The organism is Planktothrix serta PCC 8927 (assembly GCF_900010725.2).
Lineage (GTDB): Bacteria > Cyanobacteriota > Cyanobacteriia > Cyanobacteriales > Microcoleaceae > Planktothrix > Planktothrix serta.
The window spans coordinates 178,163-192,968 of record NZ_LR734877.1 but is presented as its reverse complement, the minus strand read 5'-3'; the positions used below and the strand labels follow the sequence as shown (position 1 = coordinate 192,968).

At 39.7% G+C, this 14,806-nt stretch carries 13 protein-coding genes, 1 pseudogene and 1 riboswitch; of the genes and pseudogenes, 8 read left to right on the top strand and 6 right to left on the bottom strand.

All coding sequences use genetic code 11. The features are described from left to right. Positions 1 to 90: 90 nt before the first annotated feature. Entirely contained in the window at positions 91 to 1,575 is a 1,485-nt protein-coding gene (gene gatB / locus PL8927_RS17445) for an Asp-tRNA(Asn)/Glu-tRNA(Gln) amidotransferase subunit GatB (protein ID WP_083624889.1), read from the bottom strand. A 287-nt stretch (positions 1,576 to 1,862) separates the two neighbouring features. On the opposite strand from gatB, the gene egtD reads away from it, so the two are divergent. Continuing rightward, on the top strand, positions 1,863 to 2,894 hold the full coding sequence (gene egtD / locus PL8927_RS17440) for an L-histidine N(alpha)-methyltransferase (protein ID WP_083624073.1): 1,032 nt from the start codon (positions 1,863 to 1,865) through the stop codon (positions 2,892 to 2,894). Positions 2,895 to 2,964: 70 nt separating this feature from the next. Here egtD and PL8927_RS17435 read toward each other — a convergent pair whose 3' ends face one another. The 3 genes from PL8927_RS17435 to PL8927_RS17425 all read right to left on the bottom strand — a co-directional run bounded on the left by PL8927_RS17435 (position 2,965) and on the right by PL8927_RS17425 (position 5,975). Next, on the bottom strand, positions 2,965 to 4,269 hold the full coding sequence (locus PL8927_RS17435; protein WP_083624071.1) for an LCP family protein: 1,305 nt from the start codon (positions 4,267 to 4,269) through the stop codon (positions 2,965 to 2,967). A 219-nt stretch (positions 4,270 to 4,488) separates the two neighbouring features. Then, entirely contained in the window at positions 4,489 to 5,172 is a 684-nt protein-coding gene (locus PL8927_RS17430) for a HEAT repeat domain-containing protein (RefSeq protein ID WP_083624069.1), read from the bottom strand. Between the two features lie 152 nt (positions 5,173 to 5,324). Next, the gene (locus tag PL8927_RS17425) at positions 5,325 to 5,975 is read right to left on the bottom strand and encodes a methyltransferase domain-containing protein (RefSeq protein ID WP_197047459.1); all 651 of its coding nucleotides are present in this window, start codon (positions 5,973 to 5,975) and stop codon (positions 5,325 to 5,327) included. 130 nt (positions 5,976 to 6,105) lie between these two features. Between PL8927_RS17425 and PL8927_RS17420 the strand changes: the two genes are divergently transcribed. Beyond that, entirely contained in the window at positions 6,106 to 8,514 is a 2,409-nt protein-coding gene (locus PL8927_RS17420) for a CBS domain-containing protein (RefSeq protein ID WP_083624067.1), read from the top strand. A 39-nt stretch (positions 8,515 to 8,553) separates the two neighbouring features. Here the strand turns inward: PL8927_RS17420 and PL8927_RS17415 are convergent, their stop codons facing one another. Beyond that, positions 8,554 to 9,321 (bottom strand): class I SAM-dependent methyltransferase, encoded by a 768-nt coding sequence (locus PL8927_RS17415; RefSeq protein WP_083624065.1) that lies wholly within the window; start codon positions 9,319 to 9,321, stop codon positions 8,554 to 8,556. Positions 9,322 to 9,572: 251 nt separating this feature from the next. Here PL8927_RS17415 and PL8927_RS17410 point away from each other — a divergent pair, with 251 nt between their 5' ends. Next, positions 9,573 to 10,202, top strand: a complete 630-nt coding sequence (locus PL8927_RS17410; protein ID WP_197047479.1) for a precorrin-8X methylmutase — start codon at positions 9,573 to 9,575, stop codon at positions 10,200 to 10,202. Then, positions 10,199 to 10,312, top strand: a pseudogene (locus tag PL8927_RS17405) (SAM-dependent methyltransferase); the annotation flags it as partial. The gene PL8927_RS17410 and the pseudogene PL8927_RS17405, both read left to right, overlap by 4 nt. Before the next feature lie 52 nt (positions 10,313 to 10,364). Here the strand turns inward: PL8927_RS17405 and cbiD are convergent. Beyond that, complete coding sequence (gene cbiD, locus PL8927_RS17400) at positions 10,365 to 11,453, bottom strand: cobalt-precorrin-5B (C(1))-methyltransferase CbiD (RefSeq protein ID WP_083624061.1); 1,089 nt, start codon at positions 11,451 to 11,453, stop codon at positions 10,365 to 10,367. 122 nt (positions 11,454 to 11,575) lie between these two features. Then, positions 11,576 to 11,720: riboswitch (cobalamin riboswitch) on the top strand. Between the two features lie 311 nt (positions 11,721 to 12,031). Between cbiD and PL8927_RS17390 the strand changes: the two genes are divergently transcribed. Genes PL8927_RS17390 through PL8927_RS17375 form a run of 4 tightly spaced genes read left to right on the top strand, consistent with a single transcriptional unit; the run spans position 12,032 to position 14,789 of the window. Further along, positions 12,032 to 12,754, top strand: coding sequence for an energy-coupling factor ABC transporter permease (locus PL8927_RS17390; RefSeq protein WP_083624887.1), 723 nt, complete (start codon positions 12,032 to 12,034; stop codon positions 12,752 to 12,754). A gap of 3 nt (positions 12,755 to 12,757) precedes the next feature. Further along, the gene (locus tag PL8927_RS17385) at positions 12,758 to 13,078 is read left to right on the top strand and encodes an energy-coupling factor ABC transporter substrate-binding protein (RefSeq protein ID WP_083624059.1); all 321 of its coding nucleotides are present in this window, start codon (positions 12,758 to 12,760) and stop codon (positions 13,076 to 13,078) included. Between the two features lie 38 nt (positions 13,079 to 13,116). Beyond that, positions 13,117 to 13,908, top strand: a complete 792-nt coding sequence (gene cbiQ, locus PL8927_RS17380) for a cobalt ECF transporter T component CbiQ (protein ID WP_083624057.1) — start codon at positions 13,117 to 13,119, stop codon at positions 13,906 to 13,908. Between the two features lie 5 nt (positions 13,909 to 13,913). Next, a complete protein-coding gene (locus PL8927_RS17375) occupies positions 13,914 to 14,789 on the top strand; it encodes an energy-coupling factor ABC transporter ATP-binding protein (RefSeq protein WP_083624886.1) in 876 nt (291 codons plus the stop codon). The last annotated feature ends 17 nt before the right edge of the window (positions 14,790 to 14,806 follow it).

The following is a 14,806-nucleotide window of genomic DNA, read 5'->3' as shown; positions in this document are numbered from 1 at the left end:
GATCGCGTTCATATTTTTGCATTGTTGAAATCTCCTTACAATTTAAGGAGAGTTGGGTTGAGGTCAAACAACCCAACCGCCAGAAATTGCTTATTTTTTCAGTTTTTCCCCTAACAGTTGATTCGTGAGTTTAGGGTCAGCCCGTCCCCCAGTTTTCTTCATAATTTGACCCACAAAGAACCCTTGAAGTTTGGTTTTCCCGGCGTGATATTGTTCAAGTTCTTTAGGATTTTCAATTAAAACTTGATCAATAATTTCTTCTAAGGCTTTAGGATCGGATAATTGGATTAATCCTTTTGATTCAACTAAGGCTTTAGGAGATCCGCCTTGTGCTAAGAGTTCAGGTAATAAATCCTTAGCAATTTTACCGCTAATAGTTCCCGCTTCAATTAAAGCAATTAACTCTGCTAACCCTTCGGGTTTCAGGGCGATTTCGGTAACACTACATTTTTCAGTTTTCAGATAGGCTGTAATATCACCCATAATCCAGTTTACCGCTTGTTTAATATTAGCACCAGCAGCAATTGTGGCTTCAAAATATTCAGAAATCGGATGATCATCCGTTAACACACGGGTATCATAGGCGGATAATCCTAATTCTGATTCATAGCGGTGGCGTTTGGCGGCCGGGAGTTCGGGTAATTGAGATCTCCAGGTTTTTAACTGTTCAACAGACACTTCAATGGGAGGAAGATCGGGTTCGGGAAAATAGCGATAATCACTTGATCCTTCCTTGATCCGCATACTAATTGTTCGTTGACTTCCTTCTTCCCATAAGCGAGTTTCTTGAACAATTTTTTCCCCCGCTTCTATGGCCGCAATTTGCCGTTCTATTTCATGATCAATCGCCCGTTGAATAGCACTAAAAGAGTTCATATTTTTAATTTCAACTTTCGTTCCGAACTCTTTTTGACCGAAAGGACGCACCGAAATATTGACATCACACCGCAAGGAACCTTCCTGCATATTACCATCACTCACGCCTAAATAACGCATAATTCGACGCAATTCTTGGGCGTATTCGGCGGCTTCTTGTCCTGAACGGATATCCGGTTCAGACACAATTTCAACTAAAGCAATACCCGCCCGATTATAATCAACCATTGAATAGGTTGAACCGGAAAGGCGATCGCTCCCTCCATGTACTAATTTACCCGCATCTTCCTCAATATGTAAGCGAGTAATTCCGATAGTTTTGCGAAATGAACTGCCATCTTCATTGACAATTTCAATCTCTAAAAATCCCTTTGTTGCAATGGGTAAATCATATTGAGAAATTTGATAATTTTTGGGTAAATCTGGATAAAAATATTGTTTGCGATCAAATTTACTGTAGGAGGCAATTTCACAATTGATGGCTAACCCGGCTTTGACGGCATATTCTAAGACTTTTTCATTTAATACAGGTAGGACACCGGGTAATCCCATACAAATAGGGTCAATATTCATATTGGGATCAGCCCCAAATTTCGTGGAAGAATTGGAGAAAATCTTCGTTTCCGTACTCAGTTGACAATGGGTTTCTAACCCAATAATCGCTTCGTACTCCGTTTTAACAGGTGCAGTAGCAGCCATAGACATTGATTAGACTTTTCTTAACAACTATTTACTATTGTAGCTTTATCGAGGAAGTTAGAGTGATTTTTGCCAAGCAGACAGCAAGACTTCCGACCGGGTTAAGGGCGATGTTTGACAGCAGAGGTCATGGACAAAATTAAATCTTGAAACCCCCAAAATGTATAATTTTTTCCCTCTCTGAGTCTATCACGCGAGAGATAATAGCTTAATTTTATCTAAAAATAGATTTTAACCGACAAAACACGGTAAAATCCTAATCTTAAGCTGAGTTTTTATCTTTTATAATGATAATTTCCAATTCTTCCCTCGTATCATCAGACGAGTTTATCCAGGTTAACCCTCGCTTAAAGATTGAAACCTTTCGAGAAAAATGCCCGGTTGCGGCTGGAGAGGATGTGATCAAAGGGCTAACTCAAACACCCAAAACTTTACCGTCTAAATATTTTTATGATGATCACGGATCATTATTGTTTGAAAAAATTTGTGCGTTACCCGAATATTATGTAACCCGCACAGAAACTAAAATTTTACAAAATTATGCCTCCGAAATTGCTCATTTAACAGGCCCTTGTGAAATTGTGGAATTAGGAAGTGGGAGTTCTACAAAAACCCGAATTTTATTAGACGCTTATCAAGAGTTAGGTCATCCACTTCATTATTTACCCATTGATATTAGTGGGGGAATTTTAGAACAAAGTGCCTATTCTCTGCTTGAAGATTACCCGACGCTTCATATTCACGGAATTGTTAGCACCTATGAAACCGCTTTAAAACATTTGAATGCTTCGCCTTTACCTGCTCGAATGATTGGCTTTATTGGGAGTACATTAGGCAATTTAAAACCGGATGAATGCCATATTTTCTTTTCCCATATTGTTGAAGCTTTACAACCTGGGGATTATTTTTTATTGGGGGCTGATTTACACAAACCTAAATCAATTTTAGAACCTGCTTATGATGATAGTCAAGGAATTACGGCACAATTTAACTTAAATATGTTGCGACATTTAAACCATTTGTTTGAAGGAGATTTTAATTTACAGCAATTTGAACATTTAGCCTTTTATAATGAAACAGATCATAAAATTGAAATGCACTTAAAAAGTTTGCGATCGCAAACTGTTGAACTCAAAAAACTCAATTTAACGCTGGAATTTACCGCAGGAGAAACGATTCATACCGAAATCTCTCGCAAATTTGAGATCCAACAAATTCAACAGGAATTGCTAGATTTTGGGTTAGTTTCCTTACACACTTGGACAGATGAAAATCAATGGTTGGGTTTGATGTTGTGTCAATTACAAGCTGATAGTTGACTGTAACGACGGGTAAAAAATGGTGCGTATGTTCACAAATTACGCACCATCAAACTGTTCCCTGTTCTCTTTACTTGCTCCAATCTTCTCCGACTCGAATAGTTAAATCCGATCCAATTTCCCCCGTTGAGGAGGATTTAAGCTCTCCTAAACCTAGGTTTTTTTGCATTAGTTTAGCCACGCCTAAATCTCCCCCTTGAACAATAATTTGGGTTTTCATCTGTTGATTGGAGTTATTAGGTGCTAAATAAACTTGATTAAATCCTTGATCGGCTAAAAAATTGAGCATTTTCTCTGCACTATTGGGGTTACTAGAAGCATTTTGAATAGCAATTTTTAACTCTTTAGATAATGTTTGATAAGCAGAATGTTCGTAGGCTTTATTTAACGTGTATCCAATTGAATCTAAACGAAAATATTGATACATGACGCGATCGCGTCCCCGTTCATCAATAAACCAATAACTACTATTACTGTCAATTTCAGAACTAGAACGACCGGGTAACATCACCATTTTAAAATCCTGGGGTTCAATATTTAAACCAAAATTAACTAAGGTTAAAATTTCTTCAAAACTCAAATTAGTATCAATATATTTTTGCATAATCCGAATAATTTCAGGGACACGAGGCAAAACTGTAGGATCTTTAAGTCGGGCTAAAATCGCTTCCATTAAAGCTTGTTGACGCTGAACTCGACCTAAATCTCCATAACCATCACCCCGAAATCGAACAAATTGATCCGCTTGTTCCCCATTAATCGTTTGCCAACCGGAAGCCAAATTAATTTTTAATTTTTGAGTATTATCTTGATAGGACATGGGTTGAGGAATATAAACTTCTACTCCTCCTAAAAAATCGACTAATTCTCGAAATGCACCGCTACTAACGCGAACATAACGGTTAACTTCAACTTTGTTTAAGGTATTTTGAATTACCTGTTTTGCTAATTTAGGGCCACCCCAATAATTGGCTTCATTAATTTTTCCGGTTCCATAACCCGGAATTTGCACTTGAGTATCACGCGGTATTGATAACAGATTCACCGATTTATCTTTGGGTTCAAAACGGACTAATAACACCGTATCACTCCGACCTTTAAATAAATCCTGGGAAGATTGAGATGTGTTAGGATTGCCATCTATTCCTAAAATTAAAATATTAACGGGACGAAATAAACTATATTTAAACCGATGTCGCCAGAGTCCATCTAAAATATTCGATTCCGGCTCAGTAAAATCAAATTTTTCTGGGGCTAATAGGGCTGTTATCGCGCCTAAAGTTGCTGATGTACTGGCTATTAATAAGACAATAAAACTAAACAGTAATAATTGCAGAATTTTGGGTTTTCGACGGGAAGGGAAGGGAGAAGTCATAGGTCTATTGATAATAGAATAAAGAACAGGAAACAGAGAACAGAGAACAGAAGGGTAATTCATCCCCAATCCGTTGATTAAGGCTGATCAAAAGCCTGATTTTATCCAAACTTGATCAACTGAATCAGTAGTCTATCATAATCGAGTTTGGGATCAGTGCTGATTCGCAAAATAATATGATCCGATCTGTTCCCCGTTTCCCATTCAGCGATTAAATGCTTAAGATTTTAATCCCGCTTGTTCGAGTCGTTCTAGGGAAATTTTAGCAGCTTCAGAAACTTGGGGATGACTATCTTTTGCTAAATAATTCAAAGCAGAAAGGCTTTTTTGTGTTCCCAGATGACCCAAGGCTTCTGCTAACCGTTGGCGAACTAACCAATCTTCAGCTTGAGCAAACCGAAGAATTTGATCAATCGATTCAACATCTTTAATTTCTCCAATTGCAGCGATCGCAGCTTGGTGTAAAATCACTTCATTGCTATCTAATGCAGCTAACAAAACATCACGAGCGCGAATATCTTTGAGGTTTCCTAATGAGACTGCTGCACTAAACCGAACCAGCCAATCTGTATCTTCATAAAAGGCTCTAACCAAGGGTTCAAATGCTCGAATATCCTCTAAATAACCCAAGGCTCCCGCCGCATCGGCTCTGACTCCATAATCGGGATCATTTTCTAATAGATTTACCAACAGAGGATAGGATTCTTCTGTGGGTTTAATTCCTAGGGCAAAAATTGCCATGGAACGGACTTGTAAACTTTGATCATTGAGAACTTTTTTAATCAACGGAACAGCATCCTCTGGAGGAACATTTCGCAAAGATGCTAATCCCAATAAGCGATCTCTTAAGTTTCCGCTCTCTAACTGAATGGCAATATTTTCTAAATTTAACGGTTGATTCATTCGTAAATAAGGTTCGATTTAATCCTTATTTATTATACTAAAATTTGCCAAGTAGAACGCCTCTTAAACTCAACTCAATTCTAAATATTCCCATCGGGGGGAGTTAGGGGGATCAACTTCAGCCTAAAATCCCTAACTCCCCCTTCAAAATCTCATAGTTTTTTGACCCTAAAATGCCCCCAATGTTCTTGTCCTTGACGGCTAGGAGTTGAGTTCGTTACGGGATGGAGATCCAGAATTTGAAACTTCTCTTGAAAATACTGTTGAATTTCCCCAGGTGTGATCCCAAATGGCGGCCCACCGGGGCGAGTATGGGTAAAAAACAACCCCAATAATTGCCCATTGGGTTTAAGAATGGATTCTACTAATTGTACATAATCATCGCGTTTGTTTGGGGGAATTGCACAAAAACAAGTATGTTCAATCACATAATCAAAATCTCCTGAAAATTCTTTTATCAATTCAAAAATATCCCGGTGTAAAAATTTTGCTGAAGTCGGAAAGGATTTTCCTGACCCCTTTAAAATTGACGGTTGAGTGATTAATAATTGTTGCAATTGTAATGCTTCTTGAATCGCAGAATCGGCAAAATCAAACCCAACCACTTCAAACCCATAAGTGGCAAATAATAGCGCATCATAACCCCGTCCACAGCCTAAAACCGCAGTTCGTCCGGGTGCTGGAGCATGAGAAGATTGTAAAAACGTAACAAAGGGGGGTGCTGGTTCTCCTAAGTCCCAGGCACTGGTTCCCTGTTGATAACGTTCTTCCCAAAAATGTCGATCATTAACTGATACAATCATGACTATATTATTGTCGAATTGAGTTAAACTAATCAGCGATCAACCGTTAATTAGACCGGGATGGCTTGGTGCTGACTTCCCAGTATTAAAACCGTTTGTTTCTTCCTGCGAACCTTTTTAGGGCATCACTATGGAATTTTATCAGTCTGTGCGGTATTCATCGGCTTTAGAACAGGCAATTGATCGCAACCCATTTATCGTAACACCAGAAACTTCTTTAGCAGATGTAATTAAGTTGCTGGGTCAATCTCAGAATTCTTGCCTCTTAAACCCTAGTAATTCTTCTGTAGAAGATTCTAGGGCAAGTTGCGTGTTAGTTATTCATCAAGATTCAGAAGAAATCATCCATATTCTTCCTGATGAACAACCTCAACCTTCCTCCCTTTTAGGAATTGTAACAGAACGGGATATTGTTCAGTTAATGGCGACTGGAATTTTAGATAATTTAACAGAAGCACCACTGCATAAAATTCGAGTGGCTGAAATTATGTCTCCGGTTTCTGTTAGTTTAACAGAATCTGATGATCAAGATATTTTTACGGCTTTATCCTTATTTCGACAACATCAAATCCTCCATTTACCCGTTTTAGATAGTCGAGGGCAATTAGTGGGAGTGATTACCCCAGAACGGATTCGTCGAGTTTTACAACCTTCTAATATTTTAAGATTGCGACGAGTTGGAGATGAAATGACGACCCAAGTTGTGACGGCTCCAATGACAACTTCGGTATTAAGTTTAGCCCAAATGATGGCAGCACATCAAGCGAGTTGTGTGGTTATTTTTCAGACAGGAACTCAGAAAAAATTGACTCCCGTTGGATTAGTAACAGAACAGGATATTGTTGAAGCGCAATTTTTAGAATTAGATTTAACCGTTACTCCCGCAACAACGGTAATGGGAACTTTATGCTTTTATTTAAAAGCAAATGATTCTTTATGGATGGCGCATCAAGAAATGCAAAAGCAACAGGTACAACGATTAGTTGTCTGTGGCGATGAAGGCGAATTGTTAGGAATCATTACACAAGTTAGTTTATTAAGAATGCTTGACCCGACGGAAATGTATCGGGTTGTTAGACAATTACAGCAATCGGTTAATCAATTACAAACTGAAAAAGTAGAACTTTTAAAAAGTCGTAATGCTGAACTTGAAAAACAAGTTCAAGAACGCACGTCTAAAGTTCATGAACAGTTACAACGAGAACGACTATTAGCGAAAATTTCTATGAGAATTCATCAATCTTTAAATTTAGATGAAATTCTGAATGCAACGGTCGCTGAAGTTCGGCAATTTTTAGAGGCTGATCGGGTTTTTATTTATCATCTTGAATCGGAGGAAACGGGAAAATTAGTGGCTGAATCCGTTGCAGTTGGATGGAAATCTCTCACCAATGATCAGCTTTTCAAAGACTCGGCTCAATGTTATTTAACCGTCTTTGAACATGATAATATTTATGCCATTTCCGATATTTACAAATCTTCCTTAACTCCTGAAGAAATTCGTCAGTTAAAAAAACAGGAAGTTGCCGCTTATCTCATCGTTCCGATTCTACAAGATGGGCAACTTTGGGGTATGATTACGGCACATCAGTGTTCAGGTTCTCGTCATTGGCAACCCTCAGAAACAATATTATTACAACAGCTTGCCACTCAATTAGCGATCGCCATTCAACAAGCTCAATTATATCAACAAGTTCAAGCTTTAAATACCGATTTAGAACGTCAAGTTCAAGATCGAACCGCAGAACTCCAGCAGAAAGTTCAAGAACTTCAACAGTTAAATATTCTCAAGGATGACTTTTTAAGTACCGTTTCCCATGAACTGCGGACTCCTTTAGCTAATATGAAAATGGCAATTCATATGTTAAAAATTGCCCCCAATTCCGAGCGAGGTCAAAAGTATTTAGAGATTTTAGGATCTGAATGTATTCGAGAAACTAATTTAATTAATGATTTATTGGATTTACAACGGTTAGAATCTTCTTCCACACCCATTGCTATTGAAAGTTTAGATTTATTGGAATGGTTGCCTAATATTGTCACTCCCTTTTATTCCCGCACCCAAGAACGTCATCAGGTGCTAAATGTCGCCTATTATCCTCATTTAAAACCTATAAAAACCAATTGTAATAGTTTAGAACGAATTCTCGCAGAACTGTTAAATAATGCCTGCAAATATACACCCAATGGGGGAGAAATTTTTCTAGGAATTCATTATCAGGGTTTGTCTAACTGGCGAGAATTAACCGCAGAAACCAAAAGTAAACGCAAAAAAAAGAAACAAGATATTCCTCTCCCCTCTCCCCCAATTTCCGCTGCCTTACAAATTGTGATTCGCAATCAAGCTGAAATTCCTCAAAAAGAACTTCCCCGAATTTTTGAGAAGTTTTATCGAGTTCCGAATGCAGACCCCTGGAAGCAAGGAGGAACCGGGTTAGGGTTAGCTTTAGTGCAAAAGTTAGTTGCACAATTAGGCGGAACAATTCAAGTTGAAAGTAATCAAAATATAACAACTTTTACCGTTGAATTTCCCTATTAAGTTCAGTTCTGATTGAGCGAGTAAGGACAAATTACAAAATTATTTTTCAGCAATAACAAGCATCTCAAAATCGACCGTTGTTAATTTGTCATTTCTGGAAAATGCACCCAGTTTGGCACCATAAATATCTATGCTGCTGTAACCCAGAGATTTAAGTAACCAGGTAATTTCGCTCGGCACATAATACCTTTCATTACAGGCAAGAGATTTCTTGTTTCCCAGGTCATCTTCAAATTCCGTTATGTTATGCTCCCGGAATGTCATCAAGTCAAAACTATTGCTTTTGTAGGTAGCATTTCCTACTTCCGTTGCTGATTCATAGAATTGCTCAACCGAGTGATATAATGGGAATAATCCATTTAAAGTTGTAAATATAAATTTAGCATTTGTCTTTAGCGATCGGGTGACATTTTTCAGGATTTCAAAGTTCATTTCATCAGTTTCCATGAGCGAAAATCCTCCCTCGCAAAGCATTATCGCTGCATCAAATTCCTGATTAAATGGCAAATTTCTAGCATCCTGCTGCTGAAAATCAATGCTCAAATTTTCACTTTTGGCTTTATCCTTTGCCCTTTGAAGCTGGGATTGGGATAAATCAATTCCCGTAACAGAATATCCCCGCTTTGTCAGTTCAATTGTATGTCTTCCTGTACCACATCCCACATCTAATATTTTTAAGGACTTATTAAATTCTAGTTCTTTTTCTATGAAATCACACTCACCAATTGTCCCTTGTGTAAAATTCTCGGAATCATATTTTTGTCCGTAATTCTCGAACAGGGATTCGTACCATTGTTTTTGAGTCATATTATTTAAAATCTGATCGCTTTCTGGCAATAAATATTGTAGCAGATTAGTTTTTAATGGCAATCCCCTCTCAGGGGATAAGGTGAATGAAATAGAACTTGACTGGATTTGGCGATCGTGTTAGGTTGAAATCTATGAAACAAGAGGACGAGGATTGTTAATTGGTGTAGAGTTGAAAAGAGTATTGATTTTAGGTGGAACGGGAGAAGCGGCGCTATGGTGCGATTCGACCGGGAGGAAGAAAGATGAATATGATTGAATATCTGCGGAATGGTGACGAAATTTACCGGAAATCTTTTGCAATTATTCGGGCTGAAACTAACTTAGAAAATCTACCCGATGATTTAGCTCATGTTGCGGTTCGTCTAATTCATTCCTGTGGGATGACAGATATAACCCAAGATTTAGAAGCGTCATCGGATGCGGTGAAAATCGGACGAAATGCCCTTGCTCAGGGTGCATCGATTCTCTGTGATTCTCAAATGGTAGCGAATGGAATTACTAAAGCGCGTTTATCCCAAAATAATCAGATTATTTGTACACTCAATCATCCAGAAGTGACCGAGTTAGCCCGTCAAATTAATAATACTCGATCGGCTGCCGCTTTAGAGTTTTGGCGACCGAATTTAGCCGGATCAGTGGTAGCAATTGGTAATGCACCAACAGCACTTTTTCACTTACTAGAATTGCTAGATGAAAGCGTCGCAAAACCTGCTTTAATTTTAGGTTTTCCGGTTGGATTTGTGGGAGCGACAGAATCGAAAAGGGAATTAGCAGCAAATAGCCGGGGTGTGCCATTTATTACTCTGCACGGACGTAGGGGAGGAAGTGCGATCGCGGCAGCAGCAGTCAATGCCTTAGCAAAAGAGAACGAATTATGACTAAATTAGGGAAACTTTATGGATTAGGAATTGGCCCTGGCGATCCCGAATTGCTGACAATAAAAGCACACCGAATTTTAACAACTGTTCCGGTAATTGCTTATCCTACTTGTAAAATATCCGCAATTGAAACCGGGTTTCTAACTCTACTCAAGGGGGAATTTATTTTGCCAATTTTAATTGCGCGATCCACTCAGTAGCGATCGCAGTTTGGGCAATAATTTTCCCTTGACGATCAAACAAAATCACACCGATTTTTAGAAAAACATTGCCATACTTCTGCACATACTTTTGGGCTTTTTCACTAATAGTTTCTGCTAAAATATCAAAAACTGGCGAGGCTAATCCTATTTCTACTAATAGTTTATAAGCTTCATCAGCCGTTTTTGTATCTAATACTGCTCGTAAATTTTCCAAACTCCCACCCGCTTTCACCACAGCCGCACTAATAATTTCTAACTTCGCATCGGCGAGATGACTTGATGTATTGAAAATCCCGCCAGCTAGTTTAATTAACTTTCCTTGATAGCCCAATAATAACACCGAATTTGCACCCCGCAGTCCTGCTTCTACTAACAAGGGGCCAACCCAGTTTCCCGCTTGTGCGATCGCATTTTCTGGAATACCCAAATCTTGAGCGATATGGGTTCCATGACTGCCAATACAAAAAACTAAATCCTTTCTATTTTGAACTATAATTTGCAAATTATGACGCAATTCTTCCAGATGTTCTTCAGTCGAAAGAGGTTGAGAAATTCCACTCGTTCCTAATAGCGATAACCCTTGCAAAATGCCAAACGCCTCATTCGATGTTCGTTGAGCTAACTGGCGACCTTCGGGTAAAATAATTGATATCGTAATCGTTTTATCGGCGGGAATCAAAGGTAACAAATTAGCCTCAAATAAGCGACGAGCATATCTGTAAATTGCCGGATCTCCCGATGGGGTTTTTCCCAATCCTTCTCCCGCTTCTAAAATCAGAGGTTCTGTTTGACGTTCTTGCCATTTCACATAAGCCCAAATCGGCGTATTGCGCGTTAAATCTAAATTATCTCCGGGGTCACTAAGAGTAATTGCTAAAGCACTATCGACATCAATATTAGCAACTTGTTGTACCGGAATTGTGGCGCGATCCGGTAGCAAATCAAGAGCTACTTCTGAGATCATCTCAAGGGGATTTTGTAAGTGTAAAAATGCCGCTTTAGCAGAAGCAACGGCAAAAACCGGAAGGGTATAACCTGTGTTAGCCATTTGCAAAAAAGGATTAGGGAGTAAAAAAGAATAAGAATTAAATTATACAGAGATGAGTGATGTTTTTGGATCGAGAAGCAAGATTTTTGCGCTTGAGACTTTTCAAAAGTCACTCAGCGTGTTAATATCTAAAAGCAATCGGTTCCAACGGGGAGCAGTCGTTGGAGGAAAGGGGGAAAGTTCGGTGTAAATCCGGCGCTGTCCCGCAACTGTAAAGAGATTTTGCTGTCTCTGAGTCAGGATGCCCGCCGATCAGTGTTTATTTATATCAACATCTGCGAGGTACAGATCGTGTCTAACCCAAGCTTTTTTCGATTCAAAATACATCATTGGTTGTCAAGCTATTGCCTGGATTCGGTTTTGATACTTTGGCTTAATTGCCATCGCTATGGGAGTAGCAGCATCGTTTATCCCTACAAATTATTGGTTTCGATTAACCTATTTAGCGATCGCAATTCGGCTGGAAAAAGTATTGAGCGACCAATATTAATTTATGGGGTTTGAAAAACACTTTTGGCTGATAAGTTGCGATATTTGAACCTTGTATGAAACAGCATAAATGGTTGCGCCTGATAATGATGGCAGGGTTGAGTTTTTATCTAGTAATTGCATCACCTACTCCTGCCCATGCAATGCACATTATGGAAGGATTTTTACCAGTACAGTGGGCAATATTCTGGTGGGTAGTATTTATTCCTTTCTTTGTTTGGGGTTTGCGATCAATTACGCGCATCACCCGTCAGCATCCCGAAACTAAGTTACTTCTAGCACTAGCAGGAGCGTTTACTTTCGTCCTCTCTGCATTGAAAATTCCCTCTGTCACCGGGAGTTGTTCCCATCCTACGGGGACTGGATTGGGTGCGGTGCTATTTGGGCCATCCGTAATGTCTGTTCTAGGCGCTTTGGTGTTGTTATTTCAGGCGTTACTATTGGCTCATGGTGGCTTAACAACTTTGGGCGCAAACGCGGTTTCAATGGCAGTAGTTGGCCCATTTGTCGCCTACGGCATCTATCAACTGGTGATCAAAGCAAGCGGTAGACAAACTCTGGCTATTTTTCTGGCGGCTTCTTTAGCAGATTTGCTCACTTATGTGATGACTTCAGTACAACTAGCACTGGCATTTCCGGCAGAAGTAGGAGGAATAGGGGCAGCATTTGTTAAGTTTGCGGGTATTTTTGCTCTGACTCAAGTGCCTTTAGCTCTTAGTGAAGGTTTGCTAACGGTGCTGGTGTGGAACTGGCTTGTCACCTATAACTACCAAGAGTTACAAACGCTAAATGTGATTAAAGAAGGAGCCTAAGAAATGCAAGTTTCTCGCAAAAGTTGGAATAATGGGTTACTGGTATTGGGCGTGACGGCTTTAGCGATCGCTCCTTTAATTCTAGTTCGGGGAGCCGAGTTTGGGGGAGCCGATGGTGCAGCCGAGGCGGCTATTCAAGAGGTAAATCCTAACTATAAACCTTGGGCGACTCCCATTTTTGAGCCTGCTAGTGGTGAAATTGAATCGCTTTTATTTGCTTTGCAAGCGGGACTGGGAGCGGGAGTAATTGGCTATGCGATCGGATTATATCGTGGTAGGCAAGAACAACACCGAATCGCAGGAAAATCAACCAAAATCCGATAATTTGTGCTAACCCACAAACAAAAACCAACCCATAACCAATGCACCATTATCTCGATGCTTATGCCTATACCAATCACCTCAAGCAATTACCCCCTTTACAAAAGTTGCTATTTGCGTTAACTACTTTAGCGATCGCTTTACTGGCTCATCCTCTCACGCAAGCAGCTATTTTTGTTTGGTTGAATCTGTGGACGATCGGCTATGCTCGCATTCCAATTAAAGTATATGGGCGTGTTTTGGGAGTTGTAAGTATCTTTCTACTGACTAGCTTACCCGCATTGTTAATAAATGCGATCGCTCTTGATGAAATTACAGCTATTCAGGCTAATTCTTTAGGTGGATTGGTAATTGGTAATTGGTATCTGTTTGTGAGTTATTCTGGATTGATGCAAGCGATGGAAATTGTCATGCGATCGCTGGCTTGTTTTTCCTGTTTGCTGTTTATTTTATTCACGATTCCTTTTGCTGAGTTACTATCTATTTTGCGTCAATGTCGTTTCCCTCCCGTATTACTAGATCTATTACTTTTAATGTATCGATTTGTATTTTTATTCCTTGATGTAGCAACTCAACTTCAGTTAGCGATGGCAGCGCGAGGCGGTTATCGTACTCGTCAACGCTGGATGCAAAGTGTAGCATTGTTGGCAGGACAGTTGGTAGTGCGATCGCTACAACGCTATCAACAATTTTCTCTGGGACTGACGGCGCGGGGTTTTAACGGACAGTTTCAAGTTTATTCAACTCAGTCCTATAACTATTCCCAACGCTATGCCCTAGAATCTCTATTGGGTTGTATTGGGTTAGTGATTTTCGAGTTAAAATTTTGGTGATTATCTTGGATAATAGCCCATCTCTACTGCAATTTGAAAATGTATTTTACACCTATCCAGGTGCAAATCAGGCGGCAATTGAAGATTTAAGTCTGTCTATTCCAGCCGGGAAAAGAACAGCTATTTTAGGGCATAATGGCTGTGGAAAATCGACGTTATTATTATTAGCAGATGGGTTATATCGCTGTAGTGCGGGAGTGATTTCTTGGCAAGGTAAACCGATGCAATATCAGGCGCGATCGCTGAATCAATGGCGACAAAGAATTGGCTTGGCGTTTCAAGATCCCGAACAACAATTAGTGGCGGCAACTGTAGAGGAAGATATTTCTTATGGACTTTGTAATTTACAACTATCGCAGTCAGAAATCGTGGCAAGATTGGATCAAACTTTGAGTGATTTTAACTTACAAGAGTTGGCTAATCGACCGTTACATTATCTGAGTTTGGGACAAAAAAGAAGGGTAGCTTTAGCTGGGGTAATGGCGTTACAACCGCAATTATTATTACTTGATGAACCGACAGCTTATTTAGATCGGTTGCAAACTCGCCATTTAATGCAGGAATTAGACCGCATTCATGGTAATGGAACTACAATTGTGATGGCAACTCACGATCTCGATCTAGCTTATGGTTGGGCAGATTGGGCGATCGTACTGCATCAAGGGCGGGTGCTGGTGTCCGATCAGGCCGATCAAGTGTTTAATAATGTTACATTGCTAGAACAGTTAGAATTGGGAATGCCTACGTTGTGGGAAATTTGGAATGCACTGCCGATGGCATTCCGCGATACGGCTAACGGCACGCTACGCGAACGCGAATCCCCTCCGAAAACAGTGGCAGAATTGCGATCGCGTTTGATGCAATATCAACATTGCCAATAAGATTAGTCTGATTCTTT